At 71.9% G+C, this 21429-nt stretch carries 17 protein-coding genes; 5 read left to right on the top strand and 12 right to left on the bottom strand.

Going from position 1 to position 21429, the window contains the following annotated elements; translation table 11 throughout:
- Positions 1–297: 297 nt before the first annotated feature.
- From PUR71_RS26625 to PUR71_RS26665, 9 genes are all read right to left on the bottom strand, one after another.
- Positions 298–1821 carry a CoA-acylating methylmalonate-semialdehyde dehydrogenase gene (locus PUR71_RS26625; RefSeq protein WP_329929673.1) on the bottom strand — a complete coding sequence of 508 codons (1524 nt, stop codon included), beginning with the start codon at positions 1819–1821 and terminating at the stop codon, positions 298–300.
- Between the two features lie 230 nt (positions 1822–2051).
- Positions 2052–2903: a hypothetical protein gene (locus PUR71_RS26630; RefSeq protein WP_329929674.1), complete on the bottom strand. Its 852-nt coding sequence runs from the start codon at positions 2901–2903 to the stop codon at positions 2052–2054.
- A gap of 72 nt (positions 2904–2975) precedes the next feature.
- Complete coding sequence (locus PUR71_RS26635) at positions 2976–3410, bottom strand: hypothetical protein (RefSeq protein ID WP_329929675.1); 435 nt, start codon at positions 3408–3410, stop codon at positions 2976–2978.
- A gap of 141 nt (positions 3411–3551) precedes the next feature.
- The gene (locus tag PUR71_RS26640; RefSeq protein ID WP_329929676.1) at positions 3552–4946 is read right to left on the bottom strand and encodes an NAD(P)/FAD-dependent oxidoreductase; all 1395 of its coding nucleotides are present in this window, start codon (positions 4944–4946) and stop codon (positions 3552–3554) included.
- An 85-nt stretch (positions 4947–5031) separates the two neighbouring features.
- On the bottom strand, positions 5032–5835 hold the full coding sequence (locus PUR71_RS26645; RefSeq protein WP_329929677.1) for an ABC transporter permease: 804 nt from the start codon (positions 5833–5835) through the stop codon (positions 5032–5034).
- Positions 5835–6755 (bottom strand): ABC transporter permease, encoded by a 921-nt coding sequence (locus PUR71_RS26650; protein ID WP_329929678.1) that lies wholly within the window; start codon positions 6753–6755, stop codon positions 5835–5837. The genes PUR71_RS26645 and PUR71_RS26650 overlap by 1 nt, the downstream gene beginning before the upstream one ends.
- Entirely contained in the window at positions 6752–7891 is a 1140-nt protein-coding gene (locus tag PUR71_RS26655) for an ABC transporter ATP-binding protein (RefSeq protein WP_329929679.1), read from the bottom strand. Before PUR71_RS26655 ends, PUR71_RS26650 begins: the two co-directional genes overlap by 4 nt.
- A gap of 43 nt (positions 7892–7934) precedes the next feature.
- Positions 7935–9185 carry a polyamine ABC transporter substrate-binding protein gene (locus PUR71_RS26660; protein WP_329929680.1) on the bottom strand — a complete coding sequence of 417 codons (1251 nt, stop codon included), beginning with the start codon at positions 9183–9185 and terminating at the stop codon, positions 7935–7937.
- A gap of 56 nt (positions 9186–9241) precedes the next feature.
- Positions 9242–10753, bottom strand: a complete 1512-nt coding sequence (locus PUR71_RS26665; protein WP_329929681.1) for a gamma-aminobutyraldehyde dehydrogenase — start codon at positions 10751–10753, stop codon at positions 9242–9244.
- A gap of 384 nt (positions 10754–11137) precedes the next feature.
- Here PUR71_RS26665 and PUR71_RS26670 point away from each other — a divergent pair, with 384 nt between their 5' ends.
- Positions 11138–12790: a PucR family transcriptional regulator gene (locus PUR71_RS26670; protein WP_329929682.1), complete on the top strand. Its 1653-nt coding sequence runs from the start codon at positions 11138–11140 to the stop codon at positions 12788–12790.
- A gap of 7 nt (positions 12791–12797) precedes the next feature.
- Here the strand turns inward: PUR71_RS26670 and PUR71_RS26675 are convergent, their stop codons facing one another.
- From PUR71_RS26675 to PUR71_RS26685, 3 genes are all read right to left on the bottom strand, one after another.
- Positions 12798–14000: a polyamine ABC transporter substrate-binding protein gene (locus PUR71_RS26675; RefSeq protein ID WP_329929683.1), complete on the bottom strand. Its 1203-nt coding sequence runs from the start codon at positions 13998–14000 to the stop codon at positions 12798–12800.
- Positions 14001–14069: 69 nt separating this feature from the next.
- Positions 14070–15428 carry an aspartate aminotransferase family protein gene (locus PUR71_RS26680; protein ID WP_329929684.1) on the bottom strand — a complete coding sequence of 453 codons (1359 nt, stop codon included), beginning with the start codon at positions 15426–15428 and terminating at the stop codon, positions 14070–14072.
- Positions 15429–15651: 223 nt separating this feature from the next.
- Positions 15652–17097, bottom strand: coding sequence for a gamma-aminobutyraldehyde dehydrogenase (locus PUR71_RS26685; RefSeq protein ID WP_329929685.1), 1446 nt, complete (start codon positions 17095–17097; stop codon positions 15652–15654).
- A 299-nt stretch (positions 17098–17396) separates the two neighbouring features.
- Between PUR71_RS26685 and PUR71_RS26690 the strand changes: the two genes are divergently transcribed.
- The 4 genes from PUR71_RS26690 (at position 17397) to PUR71_RS26705 (ending at position 21425) form a co-directional block, all read left to right on the top strand.
- Positions 17397–17870 (top strand): Lrp/AsnC family transcriptional regulator, encoded by a 474-nt coding sequence (locus tag PUR71_RS26690; protein WP_030306695.1) that lies wholly within the window; start codon positions 17397–17399, stop codon positions 17868–17870.
- Entirely contained in the window at positions 17867–19261 is a 1395-nt protein-coding gene (locus PUR71_RS26695; protein ID WP_329929686.1) for an aspartate aminotransferase family protein, read from the top strand. The genes PUR71_RS26690 and PUR71_RS26695 overlap by 4 nt, the downstream gene beginning before the upstream one ends.
- Positions 19262–19493: 232 nt before the next feature.
- A complete protein-coding gene (locus PUR71_RS26700; protein ID WP_329929687.1) occupies positions 19494–20249 on the top strand; it encodes an ABC transporter ATP-binding protein in 756 nt (251 codons plus the stop codon).
- Positions 20250–20273: 24 nt separating this feature from the next.
- On the top strand, positions 20274–21425 hold the full coding sequence (locus PUR71_RS26705) for a hypothetical protein (protein ID WP_329929688.1): 1152 nt from the start codon (positions 20274–20276) through the stop codon (positions 21423–21425).
- Positions 21426–21429 lie beyond the last annotated feature (4 nt).

Consider the following 21429-nt stretch of genomic DNA (forward strand, 5'->3'; position numbering starts at 1 on the left):
AATAAAACGCACACGCCGAATACGCACCAGGCCGCGACAAGACAAGACGCGACCCGGCCCGAGCTGGGAAGTGGTGTTTCAGAGGATTGGCCGCCCCGGGACCGTCCGCGCCGATGCGTGTCCGGTGCTCCCTGCCAGGCAACTCGGAGAACTCTACGCGTGCCCGGCCCCCGATGCAAACGAAGTGCACGGAAGGGTGAAGCGGATGCGACGGAGCGCCGAACAACTGGGCGCCGAAGAAGAGCCGGCCGGGCCCTGGGGGGAAGGGCCCGGCCGGCTGTCCTGCGGAGCGGAGGCTCAGCTGTTGGTGGGGAAGCCGAGGTTGATGCCGCCGTGCGACGGGTCGAGCCAGCGCTGGGTGACGGCCTTGCCCCGGGTGAAGAACTGGACGCCGTCCGCGCCGTACGCGTGGGTGTCACCGAACAGGGAGGCCTTCCAGCCACCGAAGGAGTAGTAGGCGACGGGGACCGGGATCGGCACGTTGATGCCGACCATGCCGACCTCCACCTCGTACTGGAAGCGCCGGGCCGCGCCGCCGTCGTTGGTGAAGATGGCGGTGCCGTTGCCGTACGGGTTGGCGTTGATCAGGGCGACGCCCTCCTCGTAGGAGGACACGCGGACGACGGAGAGGATCGGGCCGAAGATCTCGTCGTTGTAGACGGACATGCCGGGCTGCACGCGGTCGAACAGCGTGGGCCCGAGCCAGAAGCCGTCCGCCGTCGGGGCGCCGTTCTCGTCCTCGGCGGTGATCGGGTGCTTCCGGCCGTCCACCGTGAGCTCGGCGCCGTCGGCGAGGCCGGACTCGACGTAGGAGGTGACCTTGTCCCGGTGGACGCCGGTGACCAGCGGGCCCATCTCGGAGTCGCCGTTGCAGCCGGGGCCGACCCTGAGCCGGGCCATCCGCTGCTTGATCTTGTCGACCAGCTCGTCACCGACCGGGTCGACCGCGACCAGGACGGAGACGGCCATGCAGCGCTCGCCGGCCGCGCCGAACCCTGCGTTGACGGCGGCGTCGGCGGCGAGGTCGAGGTCCGCGTCCGGCAGCACCAGCATGTGGTTCTTGGCTCCGCCGAGGGCCTGCACGCGCTTGCCGTAGCGGGTGCCGGTCTCGTAGACGTAGCGGGCGATCGGGGTGGAGCCGACGAAGCTGACGGACTTGATGTCCGGGTGCTCCAGCAGGCGGTCGACGGCCACCTTGTCGCCGTGCACGACGTTGAAGACGCCGTCCGGCAGCCCGGCTTCCTTCCACAGCTCCGCGAGGAAGTTCGCGGCGGACGGGTCCTTCTCGGACGGCTTCACCACCACGGTGTTGCCGGCCGCGATGGCGAGCGGGAAGAACCACATCGGCACCATGGCCGGGAAGTTGAACGGCGAGATGATCGCGACCGGGCCGAGCGGCTGGCGGATCGAGTAGACGTCGATGCCGGTGGACGCCTGCTCGGTGAAGCCGCCCTTGAGCAGCTGCGGGATGCCGCACGCGTACTCCACGACCTCCAGGCCGCGGGCGATCTCGCCGAGCGCGTCGGAGTGGACCTTGCCGTGCTCGGACACGATGATCCGGGCCAGCTCGTCGCGGCGGGCGTTGAGCAGCTCGCGGAAGGCGAAGAGCACCGTGGTGCGCTTGGCGATCGAGGCGGTGCGCCAGTCCGCGAAGGCCGAGGCCGCGGCGGCCACGGCCTGGTCGACCTCGGCGATCCCGGCGAAGTCGACCTGGCCGGTGACCTGGCCGGTGGCCGGGTCGAAGAGGTCGCCGCGGCGGGGGGCCGCGCCGGCGGTGGCGACGGGCTCGCCGCCGATCCAGTGGGTGATGTGCTTGCTCAAGGTCCGTCTGCCTCCGAAGTCCCGGGCGGCGTCCTGCCGCCGGTCCCTTGTCTGGCGCCGCCCGCGAGTGGGCTGGGCGACGGGAATCACGGGGCTACCGCGCTCGTCACCCAGTCTGGTGGCCGCCGGGCCCGGCCTCAACGAACAGGCTGACGGGGATCCGGGATTCAGCCTTACAGGTCGTCCGGTCGCTGGGCCGGACGGGGGAACCGGTCGGTGCGCGGAAGCGCTCAGCCCTCGTCGTCGGGCAGGTCGTCCAGGTCCGCGGTGTCGACCAGCTCCGGGTCCTCCAGGTACGGGTCGTGCAGCCCGTCCGCGGCCTCCTGCGTCTCCAGCAGGTCCAGCCGCAGGTCCTGCGCCCACTCCAGTGCCCACCGCTTCAGCCCGGGCACCGCGTCGACGGCGTAGCCCCGGGCGCGGAACCGGCCGTCCGCCGCCTCGGCCAGCGTCTCCAGCCGCTCGGCGAGCGCGGTCGGCTGGAAGTCGTTGTCCAGCGCGCTCGCCAGCGCCACCAGTTCGCCTGGGCGGTAGTTGGCGGTGAGGGCGTGGACGTCGATCAGGTCGCGCGGCATGCCCCGGTCGACGAGAAGCGCGGTGGTCAGCGCCGCTGCGTCCTCCAGGGCGACGACCGGCAGGACCACCGGCACCGGCACGTCCAGCGACGGGGACGCACCCGGCTCCCCCTCCGCACCCGGCCCGAGCACCAGCCGCACCGCCCGGTGCGCGAGCGGCTCCTTGCGCAGCTCGACCGAGTGGATCCGCCCGCCGAGCCCGAGCCGGACGGCGAGCTGTTCGAGCCGCGGTGTGCCGGGCCGCTCGGTGGCCTCGCCGCCCGCCGCCCGGTAGGCGGCGGCGAGCACCGCGGCCACCTCCGGCAGCCCGGCCCCGCCGCGTTCCGTGCCGTCGGTCACCAGGGTGAGCCCGTCCTGGTCGCAGGCCGCCACGCCGTGGGCGCGCAGCGCGTGACCGCCGGCCAGCGCGAGCCCGTACCGGTCGCACAGGGGCGCGGCCAGTTCGGCGAGCCGCAGCTGGGCCGGGCCCGGTCGGAGGACGGGATCGAGCGCGTCCGGGGCGGTGGTCACGCCTCCAGTCTGCCGCGACCGCCCCTCGCCCGCGCCACCTGCCGGGGCGCGGGGCCGGCCGGGCGGCGCCCGTCACCAGTCGCTGAGCCCCGCGGCGGCCTCGTGGAGGGCCAGCTCCAGCAGCACCGGGTCGTTGAGCCGTCCGGACCCGTCGGGCGGGACCAGCCAACGCACCCCCCGGCTCCTGCGCTCGGGGTGCGGGACGACGATCCAGGTGCCCTCCCCCGCGCACCGCACGCCGGTGCCGACCCAGCGCGCTGCGGTACCGACCGGGACGAGGAAGCTGACGTGCTCGTCCCCGAAGTCGGCGAGGGCCGGCCCGCAGAGGCCGCCGTCGAGGATGTCCAGGGCCGGGCGCCCGAGCCGGGCCGGGACGGACAGGACGTCCCAGCGGCGGCCGGCGGGCAGCAGCATCAGGCCCAGTCCGGTGCGCTCCCATTGCGCCCGGAAGCCCGCCGGGTCGGGTGCCGCCTGGGCGAGCCAGTGCAGTCCGGTGGTGCTTTCCATGTCTGTCCCCGCTTCGTGGCGCTCGTGCTGTCCAGGGCACGGCGGGGATACCGAGACCCGCCGCCACCAAGGAGAGGTGGACGGCGGGTCTCTCTTACACCGACTCGGACGGAAATCCGTGGATGTCGGCTCCGAGCGGGGTCAGCTGTCGAAACCGAGCCCCAGTCGGTCCAGCGTGCGCAGCCACAGGTCGCGGTGGCCGCCGTTGCGGTCCGCGCGCTGCAAGGAGCGGGTGGTGATCTCGATGCCGGCCCAGCGGACCGGTTCGGGCGGGAACGGCAGCGGCTTGCGGCGCACCATCTCCAGGGAGGTGCGCTCGGTGCGCTCGCCCGCGAGCAGGTCGAGCATCACCTCGGCGCCGAAGCGGGTGGCCCCGACGCCGAGGCCGGTGTAGCCGGCCGCGTAGGCGACCCGGCCGCCGTACGCGGTGTCGAAGAACGCCGAGAACCGGCTGCAGGTGTCGATGGCGCCGCCCCACGCGTTCGTGAAGCGCAGGCCCTCCAGCTGCGGGAAGCAGCGGAAGAAGTTGTGCGCCAGGGTCCGGAAGGTCTCCGGCCGCTGGTCGTACTCGTGCCGGACGCGTCCGCCGTAGTGGTAGACCGCGTCGTAGCCGCCCCACAGGATGCGGTTGTCGGCTGAGAGCCGGAAGTAGTGGAACTTGTTGGCGCTGTCGCTGAGCCCCTGCCGCCCGCGCCAGCCGATCGCGGCGAGCTGCTCCGCGCTGAGCGGCTCGGTCATCAGCGCGTAGTCGTACACCGGGACGACGTACGGGCGCACCCGCTTGACCAGCGACGGGAAGACGTTGGTGCCGAGGGCGACCCGCCGGGCGAACACCCGGCCGTACGGCGTGCGGACGGCCGTGCCGCTGCCGTACTGGCGCAGGTCGGTGGCCCGGGTGTGCTCGAAGATCCGCACGCCCTGGCCGAGGCAGGCCTCCTTGAGGCCCCACGCGAGCTTGGCGGGGTGGACCATGGCCACGCCCTCGCGGTCCCAGAGCCCGCCGAGGAAGGTCGGCGAGTCGACCTCGGTGCGCAGCTCGTCGGCGTCGAGGACGGTGAGGTCGATGCCGTGGGCACGCACGGCCTCGGCGATCTCGTGCAGTTCCTCGACCTGGTGGGGCTGGGTGGCGATGTCGATCTCGCCGGTGCGCTCCCACTCGGCGTCGATGCCGTAGCGCTTGAGGGTGTCCTCGATGCCGTCGAGGTTGGCGGCGCCGAGGCGTTCCAGCTGCGCGAGTTCGGCGGGCCAGCGCTGCAGGCCGTTGCCGAAGCCGTGGGTGAGGCTGGCCGCGCAGAACCCGCCGTTGCGCCCGGACGCGGCCCACCCGACCTCGTGTCCCTCGACCAGGACGACGTCCAGCGAGGGGTCGCGCTCCTTGGCGATGAGCGCGGTCCACAGGCCGGAGTAGCCGCCCCCGACGACCAGCAGGTCGCACACGGTGTCGCCGACCAGGGCGGGCTGCGCCGCGGGCCGGCCGGGGTCCTCCAGCCAGAAGGGGGTGGGCCTGGCGTCACTGAGTGCGCGGGCGGAGTCCATGCATTATCAGCCACTTTCTACGGATAGGTGATGGTTTGACGGGCCACCGCTGTCCGAACCCACGTCAGCGGTGGCCCTCCCCGCGTCAGGCGGTGGCCTTCCGGCGGTTGCCGAGCCACTGCCCGCCGACGGTCAGTGCGACGGCGGCGATGAACATCGCGGTGCCGATGACGTTCACCTGCACCGGGATGCCGCGCTGCGAGGCGCCCCAGACGAACATCGGGAAGGTGACCGTGGTCGGGCCCGAGTTGAACTGGGTGATGATGAAGTCGTCGAAGGAGAGCGCGAAGCTGAGCAGCGCGCCGGCCGCGATGCCGGGGGCGGCCAGTGGCAGCGTGACCCGCAGGAAGGTCTGGACGGGGGTCGCGTACAGGTCCTGGGCGGCCTGTTCGAGCCGTGGGTCCATGCTCATCACGCGCGCCTTGACCGCCGTCACCACGAAGCTGAGGCAGAACATGACGTGCGCGATGAGGATCGTGGTGAAGCCGAAAGGGATCCGCATGTTGAGGAACAGCGTGCCGAGCGAGGCGGCCATGACGACCTCGGGCATGGCCATCGGCAGGAAGATCATCGCCGTGGTGGCGGCGCGGCCGCGGAAGCGGTAGCGGGCCAGGGCGAAGGCGACCATCGTGCCGAGGACGGTCGCGCCGACGGTGGCGAGCACCGCGATCCGCAGGCTGAGCGAGAGCGACTGGCACATGTCGGCCACGCCGCAGGGGTTCGTCCAGGCGTCGGTGGAGAACTCGTTCCACTCGTAGTTGAACTTGCCCGCCGGCTTGTTGAACGAGAAGGCGAGCACCACGAGGTTGGGCAGCACCAGGTAGGCGAGCGCCGCCAGCCCGGCCAGCACGACCAGGTGGGCGCGGATCCACGTGAAGATGCGGGACATCAGACCAGCTCCTCCGTCCCGGCCTTGCGCATGTAGACCGTCACCATGACCAGGATCAGGGCCATCAGGATGAAGCTCAGCGCGGCGGCCGTCGGGTAGTCGAGCACGTTCAGGAACTGCTTCTGGATGCCGTTGCCGACCATCTGCTCGCTCGGCGAGCCCAGCAGCTGCGCGTTGATGTAGTCGCCGGACGCCGGGATGAACGTGAGCAGCGTGCCCGCGACGACGCCGGGCAGCGAGATCGGGAAGGTCACCTTGCGGAAGGTGGTGAACGGCCGGGCGTAGAGGTCGCCGGCGGCCTCGTGCAGGCGCGGGTCGATCCGCTCCAGCGAGGTGTACAGCGGGAGGATCATGAACGGCAGGAAGTTGTAGGTCAGGCCGCAGACCACGGCGAGCGGCGTGGCGAGCACGCGGTCGCCGGAGGTGAGCCCGAGCGCGTTGGTGACGTCCAGGACGTGCAGCGCGTTGAGCGCGCCGACGACCGGGCCGCCGTCGGAGAGGATCGTCTTCCAGGCGAGCGTGCGGATCAGGAAGCTGGTGAAGAACGGCGCGATCACCAGGATCAGGATGACGTTGCGCCAGCGCCTGCTCGCCTTGAACGCGATCGTGTAGGCGAGCGGGTAGCCGATGACCAGGCAGAGCACGGTGGCGACGGCGGCGTAGGAGAACGAGCGGACGAAGTGCCACTTGTACTCGACCAGGGCGTCCCAGTAGGTCGAGACGTGCCAGGTGACCTTGAAGCCCTCTTCGAGCGAGCCGGTCTGCAGCGAGGTGGACGCCTGGTACAGCATCGGCACGGCGAAGAAGACGACCAGCCAGGCGATGCCGGGCAGCAGCAGCCAGTACGGGGTGAGCTTGCGCTTCGGCTTCGGTCCGGGGTCCTTCAGCGGGATCGCGGCGGCCGGGGTGGTGGCGGTCACGCGGCCTCCTCCGCGGTGCCCGCGTCGATCGCCTGCGCGGCGTCCAGGGCGAAGGAGTGGGCCGGGTTCCAGTGCAGGACGACGGGGGCGCCGGGGACGATCCGGGCGTCGCGCTCCATGTTCTGCTCGAAGACCGTCACCTCCTGGCCGCCGTCGGTGCGCACGACGTACTGGGTGGAAACGCCGATGAAGCTGGAGTCGAGGACGGTGCCGGCCAGCCGGTTGCGGCCGTCGGCGACCTCGGCCGAGCCGTGCTCGATGGTGATCTTCTCCGGCCGGACGCCCAGGTGGACCTGCCGGGCCGCGGTGGAGCAGCGCGCCTTCGGCACGGCGAGCCGGGCGCCGGCGACGGTGAGCAGCAGGTCGTCGCCGTCGCCGCCGGTCACCTCGGCGGGCAGCAGGTTGGACTGTCCGAGGAAGTTGGCCACGAACGTGGTGGCGGGGTTCTCGTACAGGTCGGCGGGGGCGCCGAGCTGCTCCACCCGGCCGCCGTTCATCACCGCGATGGTGTCGGCCATCGTCATGGCCTCCTCCTGGTCGTGGGTGACGTGGACGAAGGTGATGCCGACCTCGGTCTGGATCCGCTTGAGCTCCAGCTGCATCTGGCGGCGGAGCTTGAGGTCGAGGGCGCCGAGCGGCTCGTCGAGGAGCAGCACCTGCGGGTGGTTGATCAGGGCGCGGGCGACGGCGACGCGCTGCTGCTGGCCGCCGGAGAGCTGGTGCGGCTTGCGCCGCGCGTACGGGCCGAGTTCGACGAGTTCGAGCATCTCCTCGACCTGCTTCTTCACGTCCTTCTTCCCGCGGCGGCGCAGGCCGAAGGCGACGTTCTCGAAGATGTCGAGGTGCGGGAAGAGCGCGTAGCTCTGGAAGACCGTGTTGACCGGCCGCTTGTACGGGGGCAGGGCCGTGACGTCCTGGCCGCCGATCAGGACGGTGCCGCTGGTGGGCTCCTCCAGCCCGGCGATCATGCGCAGGGTGGTGGTCTTGCCGCAGCCGGAGGCGCCGAGCAGGGCGAAGAAGGAGCCCTGGGGCACGGTCAGGTCGAGCGGGTGGACGGCGGTGAAGGAGCCGTAGGTCTTGCCGATGCCGGTGAGGCGGACGTCGCCGCCGGCCGCGTCGCGCTGCTGGTCTGTCATCTGGGGTGTCTTCCTGGTTTCTGCGGTCTCGGCCGGGGGCTGGTCAGGCACCGATGAGCTTGGAGAACTTCTCCTCGAAGTCGCTCTCCTCGCCCTCGGTGAGGGTGCGGAACACGTGCGCCTTCGTCGCCATCTCGGGGGTGGGGACGACCAGCGGGTTGGCCGCGGTGTCCGGGGCGAGCGTGGCGAGCTCGTCCTTCATCCCGGTGACGGCCGAGACGTAGCCGATGCCCGCGACCAACTGCGCCGCGATCTTGGGCTGATAGTAGAAGTCGATCAGCTTTTCCGCGTTCGCCTTGTGCCGCGCCTTCGCCGGGACCAGCAGGTTGTCGGTCGAGGCGACGTAGCCCTTCTCGGGGATGACGAACTCGATGTCCGGGTTGTCGGCGCGGAGTTGGATCAGGTCGCCGCCCCACGCGACGCACGCGGCGATGTCGCCGGAGGAGAGCTCCTGGCCGTAGTCGTTGCCGGTGAAGCGGCGGATCTGCTTGTCGTCGACGCCCTTCTGCAGCCGGGCGATGGCGGCGGCGTAGTCGTCGGCGGTGAACTTCGCCGGGTCCTTGCCCATGTCGAGCAGGACCATCCCGATCGTGTCGCGCATCTCGGAGAGGAAGGTCACCCGGCCCTTGAGTTCGGGGTCGGCGAGCAGTTGGGAGACGCTCGTGACCTCCTTCCCCTTGGTGGCCTTCTTGTTGTAGGCGACGACGACCTGGATGCCGGCCCACGGGTAGGTGTAGAGCCGCCCCGGGTCCCAGTCGGGGGCGCGGAAGCGCGCCTCGACGTTGGTGATGGCCGTGGTGACGTTGGCCGGGTCCAGCTTCTGCGCCCAGCCGAGCCGGATCAGCCGGCCGCACATCCAGTCGGTGAGCACCACCAGGTCGCGGCCGGTGTCCTGGCCGGACGCCAGCTGCGGCTTGACCTTGCCGAAGAACTCGACGTTGTCGTTGACGTCCTCGGTGTACTTGACGGTGATCCCGGTGGCCGCGGTGAAGGCGTCCAGGGTGCCGTGCTTCTGCTTGTCCTTCTCGTCGGTGTCCACGTACAGCGGCCAGTTGGAGAAGGCGACCTCCTTCTCGCCGGCCGAGTGGTCCTCGGCCGCGTTGGCGCTCGAGTCGCCGCTCACCCGGGGCGCCGCCGGGATGCCGCAGGCGGCCAGGGCGCCGGTCCCGGCCGTCAGCGCGGCGGCGCGCAGCAGGGTGCGGCGGCCGATCGCGGCCCTGCCGCTGGTCAGGCTGCGTTCCCAGGCCCTTCGGACCGGTTCGGGCAGACCGTCGGTGAGCTCGTTGAACGCCATGGAACGGGCCTCCTGGGGGAAGTCGGGGGTGTGGGGGGGCACCCGCCGGCCGGGGGTCATCTGTCGCCGAAGACGGTGCGGTGCCAGTCCTTGCGGGCCACCGCGGTGGTGTCGAACATGACGTGCTTGACCTGCGTGTACTCGTCCAGCGAGTACTGGGACATGTCCTTGCCGTAGCCGGAGGCCTTGTAGCCGCCGTGCGGCATCTCGCTGATGATCGGGATGTGGTCGTTGACCCACACGCACCCGGCGGCGATCTCCCGGGTGGCGCGCAGAGAGCGGTGGACGTTGGTGGTCCAGGCGGAGGCGGCCAGGCCGTAGGGGGTGTCGTTGGCCAGCCGCAGGCCCTCGTCGTCGGTGTCGAAGGGCAGCACGACGAGCACCGGGCCGAAGACCTCGCCCTGGACGACCTCGCTGTCCTGGGCGGCGTCCGCGATCAGGGTCGGCGGGTAGTAGGCGCCGCGGGTGAGGTCGGTGCCGTCGTGGCCCTTCGCGGGGATGCGGCCGCCGGTGACGACGGTGGCGTACGCGCGGGCGCGCTCCACGAAGCCGGCCACGCGGTCCCGGTGGGTGTACGAGACCAGCGGGCCGAGGTCCGTGCGGGGGTCCAGCGGGTCGCCGACGCGGACGGCGGCGTACAGCTCGGCGACGCCGGCCACGAACGCGTCGTACAGGGGGCGCTGGACGTACGCGCGGGTGGCGGCGGTGCAGTCCTGGCCGCCGTTGATCAGCGACGCGGCAACCGCGCCGTGCACGGCGGCATCGAGGTCGGCGTCGTCGAAGACCACGAACGGTGCCTTGCCGCCGAGTTCGAGGTGGGTGCGCTTGACGCCCGCGACGGCGAGTTCGGCGACCCTGCGCCCGACCGCGGTGGAGCCGGTGAAGGACACCATCGCGACGTCCGGGTGGGCGACGAGGTGCTCGCCGGCCGTGCGCCCGGCGCCGGTGACGACGTTGACGACGCCGTCGGGGATGCCGGCCTCGGTGCACGCCTTCGCGAACATCAGCGAGGTCAGCGGCGTCAGTTCGGCCGGCTTGAGCACGATCGTGTTGCCGGCCGCGATCGCCGGAAGGACCTTCCAGGCCGCCATCTGCAGCGGGTAGTTCCACGGCGAGATCGAGCCGACCACGCCGACCGGCTCGCGCCGCACGTACGAGGTGTGGTCGCCGGAGTACTCGCCGGCCGCCTTGCCCTCCAGGTTGCGCGCGGCCCCGGCGAAGAAGGCGGCGTTGTCGACGGTGCCGGGCACGTCGAACTCGGTGGCCAGCCGGACGGGCTTGCCGGTCTGCGCGGTCTCCACCCGGGCGAGGTCGTCGCCGGCCCGGGTGAGGACGGCGGCCAGCCGGGTCAGCGCCTCGGAGCGGGCGCCGGGGGTCGCGGCGGCCCAGCCGGGCAGGGCGGCCCGGGCGGCGGCCACGGCCGTGTCGACGTCCGCGGTGGTGGCCAGGGCGACCTGTTCGACCACGCTGCCGTCCGCGGGGTTGACGACCTGGAAAGGCTCGCCGTTCCCCGGGCGCTGGCGGCCCGCGATGTACTGCGCGCCGGCGCCGAAGTCGGTCAGGTCCATCTGGTTCCTCCAAGGTGGTGCCGGTGGTACGACCGCATGCGGCGCGGCGCGCCGTCGCGGTGGGGGAACCCGGTCCGTCGATCACGGTGGTCACGCGATCCTGGCGGTCCCACGGGGTTCCGACGGGGGATTCCGGCGCCGCGTGGGGTGGTCGCGACGGATTCCGGCCCGGGATTCGTTTTTCGCCACGGCCGACCCGCTGACCATGCCGGTTGGCGCGTCGGCGTGACAAGGCTCACTCCGGCAGTCTCGACACGAAGCGCCTTACAAGGTGCAAGGGTTCGCGCAGGGCAACAGGTCGTCGCCACGATGGATGATTTACCTGACACTCTGGATTCCCGAGCGGCCCCTGAAGGGCCGGACAGCCCGGCTGGAGGCCCCGCGATGCTCCCCACCGTCGCCCGCGTGCTCGACCTGGAGGTGATGCGGCGCGGACTGCCCCAGGTCGTCGCCGGCGCCGACCACCTGGAGCGGCCGGTCCGCTGGGTCCACGTCAGCGAACTGCCGGACGTCGCCGGGATGCTGCGCGGCGGCGAGCTGGTGCTCACCACCGGCATCGCACTGCCCGAGGACCGCGAAGGTCTCGCCCGCTACGTCCGCGAGCTGGCCGAGGTCGGCGTCGCCGGACTGGTCATCGAGTTCGGCCGGCGCTACTTCGACACGCTCCCCCGCGCCCTGGTGCACGCCGCCGAGCAACGCGGCCTGCCACTGGTCGCGCTGCGCCGCGAGCTGCGCTTCGTCGCCGTCACCGAGGCCGTCCACGCCCTGGTCGTCAACGCCCAGCTCGACCAGCTGCGCGCCTCCGAGGCCGTCCACCAGGTGTTCAACGAACTGGTCGTCGAGGGCGCCGAGCCCCCCGAGGTCATCCGCCAGGTGGCCCGGATCGCCGGCGCGCCCGTCGTCCTGGAGAACCTCGCCCACCAGGTGCTGGCGCACGACGCCGCCGCCCGCCCGGAGGCCGAGCTGCTGGAGGACTGGGAGCGCCGCTCACGCGGGGTCCGCCCGCCCGGCCGCACCGGCCACGACCCGCGCAGCGGCTGGCTGGTGACGACGGTCGGCGCCCGCGGCCAGGACTGGGGCCGACTGGTGCTCGTCCAGGAACCCGGCGAACTGCCCGCCGGCGAGGCGCACCCGCACGCCATGCTGCTGGAGCGCGGCGCCTCCGCCCTCGCGCTCAACCGGCTGGTGGTCCGCGACCGGGAGAGCCTGGAGCGGCAGACCCACCGCACCCTGCTGTCCGGCATCCTCACCCACGCGCTGACCGTCTCCGAGGCGGCCCTGCGCGCCCAGGCGCTCGGCGTCCCGCTGGAGGGCCGCCGGCTGGTCGGCGTCGTGCTGCGCCAACGGCGCGGGCCGATCCCGGCCGCCCTGGAGGCGCAGGCCCGGCTGCGCGACTTCACCGAGCTCGCCGCCGGCGCCGTCCGGGCCTGCCGGCTGTCCGCCCTGGTCGGCGCGCTGGACGACGAGGGCGTCGGCGTCCTGATCGCGCTCGGCGCGCAGCAGGACGAGCACGCCGCGCTGGACTCCTTCTCGGCCACGCTGCGCCGGATGGCGGCGGAGGCCTCGCGCGACGCCTCCCCAGGGCCGGGACCGGTGGTCGCGGTCGGCTCCTCGGTCGGCTCGGTCCGCGACGCCCGGCGCACCCTGCTGGAGGCCACCCAGGTCGCCGACGCGGCCCTGCACGACGCGCCCGGCGCCCGGGCGTCGTCCTACTACCGGCTGCCCGACGTGCGCCTGCGCGGCCTTCTGCACCTCCTGCGCGACGACGCCCGCCTGCAGACCTACGTCGAGCGCGAACTGGGCCCGCTGCTCGCCCACGACGCCGAGCACAACGGCCAGTTGGTGCGGATGCTGCGGATCTACCTGGAGCAGGGCCGGAACAAGTCCGCCGCGGCCGACGCCGCGCACCTGTCCCGGCCGTCCTTCTACGACCGCCTGCACAAGGTCGAGCGGATCCTCGGCGTCGACCTCGACCAGGTGGAGTCCTGCCTCTCCCTGCACGTGGCGCTGCTCGCCCTCGACGCCGTCCGCCGATAGGCGGCGGTCACACCCCGGTGATGCGCCCCCAGACCTTGTGCAGCGCGGGCCGCTCGGCCGAGGTGACGTCGCGCATGGTGCGCAGCCGGGCGCGCATCTCCTCCGTGGGGAAGACGAGCGGGTTCTCCGCCAGCTCGGCCTTGTCCTTGTCGCCGCTCGCCGCGAGGACCTCGCGCGCGGCCGGCACCGGGCAGATGTACTGGACGGCGGCGGCGAGTTCGGCGGCCACCTCCGGCTGGTAGTAGTAGTCGATCAGCAGCTCGGCGTTGCGCTTGTGCTCGGCCCGGTTGGGGATCATCAGGCTCTCCGCCCACAGCTCGGCGCCCTCCTCCGGCACGAGGAACGCGATGTCCGGGTTCTGGGCGGTGAGCTGGACGGCGTCGCCGGAGTACGCCTGGCAGGCGAGCGCGGCACCGGAGGCGAGGTCGCTGGTGTAGTCGTTGCCGGTGAAGCGGCGGACGTGGCCGTTGTCGACCATCTTCTGGACGAGGTCCATCGCGCGGTGCGCGTCGTCGTCGGTGAACCGGGAGACGTCGGCGCCCTGGGAGAGCATCAGCAGCCCGAGCGCCTCGTCCAGCCCGGCGAACAGCGTCACCCGGCCCTTCAGGTCGGGCGCCCACAGGTCCGCGGTCGACCTGAGCTCCCGGCCGAGCGCCTTGCGGTTGTACGCGATGCCGGTGATCCCGGACTGCCACGGCACGCTGTGCCGGCGCCCGGGGTCGAAGGCCGGCTGGGCGAGCTGCGGGTCCAGGTTGGCCGTGACGTTGGGCAGGTTGGCCCGGTCCATGGCCTGCACCCAGCCGAGCGAGACGTACCGTCCGGCCATCCAGTCGCTGATCACCATGAGGTCCCGGCCGGGGTCGGCGCCCTCGGTGAGCACCGGGCTGATCTTGCCGAAGAACTCGTCGTTGTCGTTGATGTCCTCGGTGTAGGTGACCGCGATCCCGGTCTTCTCGGTGAAGGCGTCGAGCGTCGGCCGCCGGCCCTGGTCGTCGACGTCGATGTACTGCGTCCAGTTGGAGAACGCCATCCGCCGCTCGCGCTCCGAGCGGTCCGGCGCCGAGCGGCGGTCCTCGGCCACGTACGCGGACGGGATGCCGCAACCGCTCAGCGCGCCGGCGCCGAGCAGCGCGGCCCCGCCGCCGAGCACCGAACGTCGGCGCAGCGCACGGGAGTTCAACGGACGGCGGAGCGTGGTGGTGCTGGGCATGGTGGGGCCTCCGGAGCGTGGGACGGCCCCGGGCGCACCGAGGCGCCCGGGGCCGTCCGATTCGTTACGTCAGACAGTGTGCGCGTCGGCGAGCGACAGCACCTCGTCGAGCACCGCAAGGCCGGACTTGGCCTCCTCCTCCGTCACGGTGCACGGGGGGACGACGTGGAAGCGGTTCATGTTGACGAACGGCCAGAGCCCGCGCTGCTTGCAGGCGGCGGCCAGCTCGCCCATCGGCGCGTTGGCGGGGCCGGCGGCGTTGTAGGGCACCAGCGGTTCGCGGGTCTCGCGGTTCTTGACCAGGTCGAGCGCCCAGAACACGCCGAGGCCGCGCACCTCGCCGATCGAGGGGTGCCGCTCGGCCAGCGCGCGCAGACCGGGGCCGAGCACGGTCTCGCCGATGTGCTTGGCGTGCTCGACGATGCGCTCCTCGGCCATCGCGTTGATGGTCGCGACGGCGGAGGCGCAGGCCAGCGGGTGGCCGGAGTAGGTGAGCCCGCCGGGGAAGGGCCGCTCGTCGAAGTCGGCGGCGATCGCGGCGCTGATCGCCACGCCGCCGAGCGGCACGTAGCCGGAGTTGACGCCCTTGGCGAAGGTCAACAGGTCCGGGATGACGCCCCAGTGGTCGGCGGCGAACCACTCGCCGGTCCGGCCGAAGCCTGCCATCACCTCGTCGAGGATGAACACGATCCCGTAGCGGTCGCAGATCTCCCGCACCCCGGCGAGGTAGCCCGGCGGCGGGATCAGGATGCCCGCCGTGCCGACCACGGTCTCCAGGATGACGGCCGCGACCGTGCCCGGCCCCTCGAACGCGATCACCTGCTCCAGGTGCTCCAGCGCGCGCTCGCACTCCTGCGCCTCGGTCTCGGCGTGGAAGTTGGAGCGGTAGGCGTACGGGCCCCAGAAGTGCACGACGCCGGAGACGCCGGTGTCGTTGGCCCAGCGGCGCGGGTCGCCGGTGAGGGCGATCGCGTTGGCGGTGGCGCCGTGGTACGAGCGGTAGGTGGAGAGCACCTTCTGCCGGCCGGTGTGCAGCCGGGCGAGCCGGATGGCGTTCTCGTTGGCCTCGGCGCCGCCGTTGGTGAAGAAGATCTTGTCCAGGTCGCCGGGGGTGCGCTCGGCGATCAGCCGGGCGGCCTCGCTGCGCGGCTCGACCGCGAAGCCGGGAGCGATCGTGCAGAGCTTCGCCGCCTGCTCCTGGATCGCGGCGACCACCTTCGGGTGCTGGTGCCCGATGTTGGTGTTCACCAGCTGCGAGGAGAAGTCGAGGTAGCGGTTCCCGTCGTAGTCCCAGAAGTAGGAGCCCTCGGCGCCGGCCACCGCGAGGGGGTCGATCAGCGCCTGGGCGGACCACGAGTGGAAGACGTGCGCGCGGTCGGCGGCCTTGACGACCTGGCCTGCGGCTGAGTCAGCGGTGGGGATGCTCATGCGGTAAGGCTAGGGAGTCCGGTGACCGAAGTGCAGTTCCATCTTGTCAGCCGGTCACGCGAACGGCCGACAGGGTGCAAAGACACGGGCCCGGGTCGAAGGGACCCGGGCCCATTGTCGGTTTACACAACTGATCAGTAGCTCGTCAGATCGCGGTCATACAGCGCCCGACTGTCATGACCCGCTAGATCGCGGTCATACAGCGCCCGACTGTCATGACCCGCTAGATCGCGGTCATGACGTGCTTCACCCGCGTGTAGTCCTCGAACCCGTAGGCCGAGAGGTCCTTGCCGTAGCCGGACTTCTTGAAGCCGCCGTGCGGCATCTCGGCGACCAGCGGGATGTGGGTGTTGATCCACACGCAGCCGAAGTCCAGGCGGCGCGACATCCGCATGGCGCGGGCGTGGTCCTTGGTCCACACCGAGGAGGCCAGCGCGAACTCGACGCCGTTGGCGTAGTCGACGGCCTGGTCCTCGTCGGTGAACCGCTGCACGGTGATGACCGGGCCGAAAACCTCGTTCTGGATGATCTCGTCGTCCTGCTTGAGGCCGGAGACCACGGTCGGGGCGTAGAAGTAGCCCTGCTCGCCGACCCGGTGGCCACCGGTCTCGACCTTGGCGTGGGCGGGCAGCCGCTCGATGAAGCCGGCCACCTGCTTCAGCTGGTTGGCGTTGTTCAGCGGGCCGTACAGCACGTCCTCGTCGTCCACGCCACCGGTCTTGGTCTCGGCCGCGGCCTTGGCCAGCGCCTCGACGAAGGCGTCGTGGATCGAGTCGTGCACCAGCACGCGGGTGGCGGCGGTGCAGTCCTGGCCGGCGTTGAAGAAGCCCGCCACCGAGATGCCCTCGACGGCCTCGGCGATGTCGGCGTCCTCGAACACCACGACCGGGGCCTTGCCGCCCAGCTCCAGGTGCACGCGCTTGACGTCCTTGGAGGCGGACTCGGCGACCTGGATGCCGGCCCGGACGGAGCCGGTGATGGAGGCCATCGCCGGGGTGCGGTGCTCGACCATCAGCTTGCCGGTCTCGCGGTCGCCGCAGATGACGTTGAAGACGCCGGCCGGCAGCTCCAGGTCCTTGAGGATGCCGCCGATGATCTCGGCCAGCAGCACGGTGGAGGCCGGGGTGGTGTCCGAGGGCTTCAGCACGACGGTGTTGCCCGCGGCGATCGCCGGGGCGAACTTCCACACGGCCATCATCATCGGGTAGTTCCACGGCGCGACCTGGGCGCAGACGCCGACCGGCTCGCGGCGGATGATCGAGGTCATCCCGTCCATGTACTCACCGGCGGCCTTGCCCTCCAGAAGGCGGGCGGCGCCGGCGAAGAAGCGGATCTGGTCCACCATCGGGCCGATCTCCTCGGAGAGGGTCAGCGCGCGGGGCTTGCCGGTGTTGCGCACCTCGGCGTCGACGATCTCGTCGGCGCGCGCCTCGACGGCGTCGGCGATCTTCAGGAGCAGCTTCTGGCGGGTGCTCGGGGTGGCATCGCGCCAGATCGGGAAGGCGGCGGCGGCCGAGGCCATCGCGGCGTCGACGTCCGCGGCACCGGACAGCGGGGACGTCGCGTAGACCTCGCCGGTGGTCGGGTCGACGATGTCGAGCGTGCGGCCGTCGGCCGCGTCGACGAACTCACCGTTGATGTAGTTGCGCAGCGTGCGAAGGTCGCTCACGGGGTCTCTCCTCGGTCTGGTCCTGCGGCGTTGCAGAGTCCGGCGCCATGGTACGTCCGCGGCCGCGGCGTACGAAGGGTGCCGAGTGGCCGGGCCCGGGCGGCCGCGGTCCACTGGTGGGGGAACGCGCGCTGCGCTGCGTCGCCGCGCGCGTACCGTGCCAGGGTAGCCGGAAGACGGATGGGATCGACAGCCCCGAAGCAGTCAGGCGATGAAATCCGTACGCGATTTCGGAGATCGCGACGAAATCAGCAGCTTCCACGGTTGCGAACACGGGAACGATCAGGCACAGTTGCGGCGTGGCCAACCGCGACCGGAACGCCAGCGTTCCCCTCGACGCCGCCTCCAAGGCGATCATCGAGCAGCTCCAGGAGGACGGGCGCCGCCCGTACGCCGCCATCGGCAAGGCCGTCGGCCTGTCCGAGGCGGCCGTGCGCCAGCGCGTCCAGAAGCTGCTCGACCAGGGCGTGATGCAGATCGTCGCCGTCACCGACCCGCTCACCGTCGGCTTCACCCGCCAGGCGATGGTCGGGATCCGGGTCGAGGGCGACATCGAACCCGTCGCCGACGCACTGGCCGCCCTCGACGAGGTCGACTACGTCGTCTGCACCGCCGGCTCGTTCGACCTCCTGGCCGAACTGGTCTGCGAGGACGACGAGCACCTGCTCGAAATGATCAACAAGCGCATCCGCGCGCTTCCCGGCGTGCGGAGCACCGAGAGCTTCGTTTACCTGAAGCTCCGGAAACAGACCTACACCTGGGGCACCCGATGACAGCCGACCCGGCCCAGAAGGACCTTTCCAAGACCGCCTACGACCACCTGTGGATGCACTTCACCCGCATGTCGTCGTACGAGAACTCCCCCGTGCCGACCATCGTCAAGGGCGAGGGCACGTACATCTGGGACGACAAGGGCCGGAAGTACATCGACGGCCTCGCCGGCCTGTTCGTCGTGCAGGCCGGTCACGGCCGCACCGAGCTCGCCGAGGTGGCCGCCAAGCAGGCCAAGGAACTCGCGTTCTTCCCGATCTGGAGCTACGCGCACCCCAAGGCCGTCGAGCTGGCCGAGCGCCTCGCCAACTACGCCCCGGGCGACCTGAACAAGGTCTTCTTCTCCACCGGCGGCGGCGAGGCCGTCGAGACCGCGTGGAAGCTCGCCAAGCAGTACTTCAAGCTGATCGGCAAGCCGACCAAGTACAAGGTCATCTCCCGCGCGATCGCCTACCACGGCACCCCGCAGGGCGCCCTGTCGATCACCGGCCTGCCGGGCCTGAAGGCCCCGTTCGAGCCGCTGGTGCCGGGCACCCACAAGGCCCCGAACACCAACATCTACCGCGCCCCGCACTACCTCGAGGGCCCCGACGGCACCGTCGACCCCGAGGCGTACGGCCGCTGGTGCGCCGACCAGGTCGAGGAGGCCATCCTCTTCGAGGGCCCCGAGACCGTCGCCGCGGTGTTCGTCGAGCCGGTGCAGAACGCCGGTGGCTGCTTCCCGCCGCCGCCCGGCTACTTCCAGCGCCTGCGCGAGATCTGCGACCGCCACGACGTGCTGCTGGTCTCGGACGAGGTCATCTGCGCCTTCGGCCGCCTCGGCACCATGTTCGGCGCCGACAAGTTCGGCTACGTGCCGGACATGATCACCTGCGCCAAGGGCATGACCTCGGGCTACTCCCCGATCGGCGCGACGATCATCTCCGACCGCATCGCCGAGCCGTTCTACAAGGGCGACAACACCTTCCTGCACGGCTACACCTTCGCCGGCCACCCGGTGTCCTCCGCCGTGGCGCTGGCCAACCTCGACATCTTCGAGCGCGAGGGCCTGAACCAGCACGTGCTCGACAACGAGTCGCGCTTCCTCGCCACCCTGAGCAAGCTGCGCGACCTGCCGATCGTCGGCGACGTCCGCGGCAACGGGTACTTCTACGGCATCGAGCTCGTCAAGGACAAGGTCACCAAGGAGTCCTTCAACGACGAGGAGACCGAGCGCGTGCTCTACGGCTTCCTCTCGAAGGCGCTCTTCGACAACGGCCTGTACTGCCGCGCCGACGACCGTGGCGACCCGGTCGTCCAGCTGGCCCCGCCGCTGATCTCCGACCAGTCGACCTTCGACGAGATCGAGCAGATCCTGCGGACCAGCCTCACCGACGCGTGGGCGAAGCTCTGATCGTCTGATCCCCTTTCCCACCCTCCGCCGAAGGGCGGCCCCGCTCCCCGCGGGGCCGCCCTTCGGCGCGTACGGCTGTCGACCCGGTCGATTCCGGTCGGCGTTCACACCCAACCATGCCTGATTGCGGGTGATATGCCCGCGATGGACCAGTGTGCCGCAACCGCACGGGGTCCCGGTCGTTCTAATCTGACGACTGTCATATCCCTGCGGCCATCCAGGATGGAACCTCATGTCAGCGGCACCGCCTGACAACGACGTGCTGTGGGCCCGGGGGATCGTCAAGTCCCATCACGGCACCCCCGCCCTGCGCGGCATCTCGATCGGCGTCCGCGAGGGCGAGGTCCTCGCCGTCACCGGACCCCGCGGCTCCGGCAAGAGCACCCTGCTCGGCTGTCTCTCCGCCCTCCTCCCGGTCGACCAGGGCGAGGTCTGGTTCAACAGCTCCCCCGTGCACACCCTCACCCGGGCCGGACGCGAACGGCTGCGCCGCGACCGCTTCGGCTTCGTCGGCTCCGAACCCCACCTGGTGCCCGAACTGACCGCCCGGGAGAACGTCGCCCTGCCGCTCCTGCTCGCCGGCGCCGGCAACAAGGCCGCCTACACGGCCGCCGACGAGTGGCTGGAACGCCTCGACGTCGGCGACATCGCCCGGCACCGCCCCGACCGGCTGCTGCAGAGCCAGCGCCAGCGGATCGCCGTCGCCCGCGCGCTCGCCCCGCTGCCGCCCGTCGTCTTCGCCGACGACCCCACCGCGCCGCTGCACCGCGAGGCCGCCGACCAGGTCCTGCGGATACTGACCAGCGCGGCCCGCTCCCACCAGCTCACCCTCGTCCTGGCCACGCACGACCCGGAGCTCGTCCGGTTCGCGGACCGCGCCGTCGCCCTCGTCGACGGACGGCTCACCGCCCCCGCCTCCCCCGTCCCGCGCGGCGCCGCCGCACCGGGCACCACCGGCGCCTCGGCCGTCTCGGCCACCCGCCGCTGACGACGAGCCGCTGAAAGAGTCGACGTGTTCTATCTCCGCCTGGCCCGGGGCTACCGGGTGCCCGACCTCGGTCGCTGGCTGCTCACCGCCCTCGCCTCCGCCGTGGTGTCCGCCTTCCTGCTGCGCGCCCTCGGCCGGGCCATGAGCGACAGGCCCGGTGACGCCGACGCCCTCGTGCGGCTGCTGTGGTGCCTGCCCCCGCTGGCCGCCGTCGCCTGGTTCGCCGCCGTCGCCGCCCGCGCGGTGCCCGCCCAGCGGCCCGAACGGATCACCGGCCTCACCGCCGCCGGGGCCGGCTCCGGCCGGATCCGCGGCCTGATCGCCGGCGAGGTCGCCCTCGCCTGCACCCTCGGCAGCGTGCTCACCCTGCTCGTCTTCCTGGTCCTGCGCAACGACATCGCCGGGCCCTCGCTCGCCCCCGACCTCGGCATGGGCGTGCCGCTGCCGGCCGCCGCCCCGGTCGCCCTGCTCGCGCTCGTGCCGATCACGGCCGGCATCGCCGCAGCGTTCGCGGTGCCGTTCGCCGAGACCCTGCCCGGCGGACGCCGCACCACCCCCACCGGCTTCGGGCCGCTGCGGATCGCCGTGCCGATCGGCCTGGCCGTGGTCGGCCTCGCCCTCGAACTGGTCGCCCTGCGGCCCGGCGCCCCCGCCGACGGCCGCCCGGTCCACCTGCCCGCCGGGCTCGGCAGCACCAGCGTCGCCGCACTCGGCGGCTGGGCCGCGAGCGCCCTCGGCCTCGCCCTGATCACCGGCCCGCTGCTCGCCTGGACCGGCCGTCTGCTCGCCCTCGGCCGGCCCACCCCGCTGCGCCTGCTGGCCGGCCGCGGACTCACCGCCCAGGCTCGCCGCCTCGGCGCGCCGCTGGCCGTGCTCACCCTCGTCGTCGCGATGGTGCTCACCACCGTCCGCTACTGGATCGGCACCCCCGGCAGCGCCGACGCCCTGCCCGCCGTCGAGGCCTGCCTGGTCCTCGGCTGCGCGGCCGCGGCCGTCGCCGCCCGCCTCGCCGAGGTCCGCACCGACCGCCGGGACGTCACCGACGCGCTGCTGCGCCTCGGCGCCTCACCCCGGCTGCTGTTCGGCGCGGTCGCCCTGCGCACGCTGGCGGTCGGCACGGCGCTGCTGGTCACCGGCGGGGCGACGGCCGCACTGGCCGCCGCCGGACTGCGCTAGTCGG

Origin of the sequence: Streptomyces sp. SP17BM10 (genome assembly GCF_036322405.1) — a bacterium.
In the GTDB taxonomy this organism is placed as follows: Bacteria; Actinomycetota; Actinomycetes; order Streptomycetales; family Streptomycetaceae; genus Kitasatospora.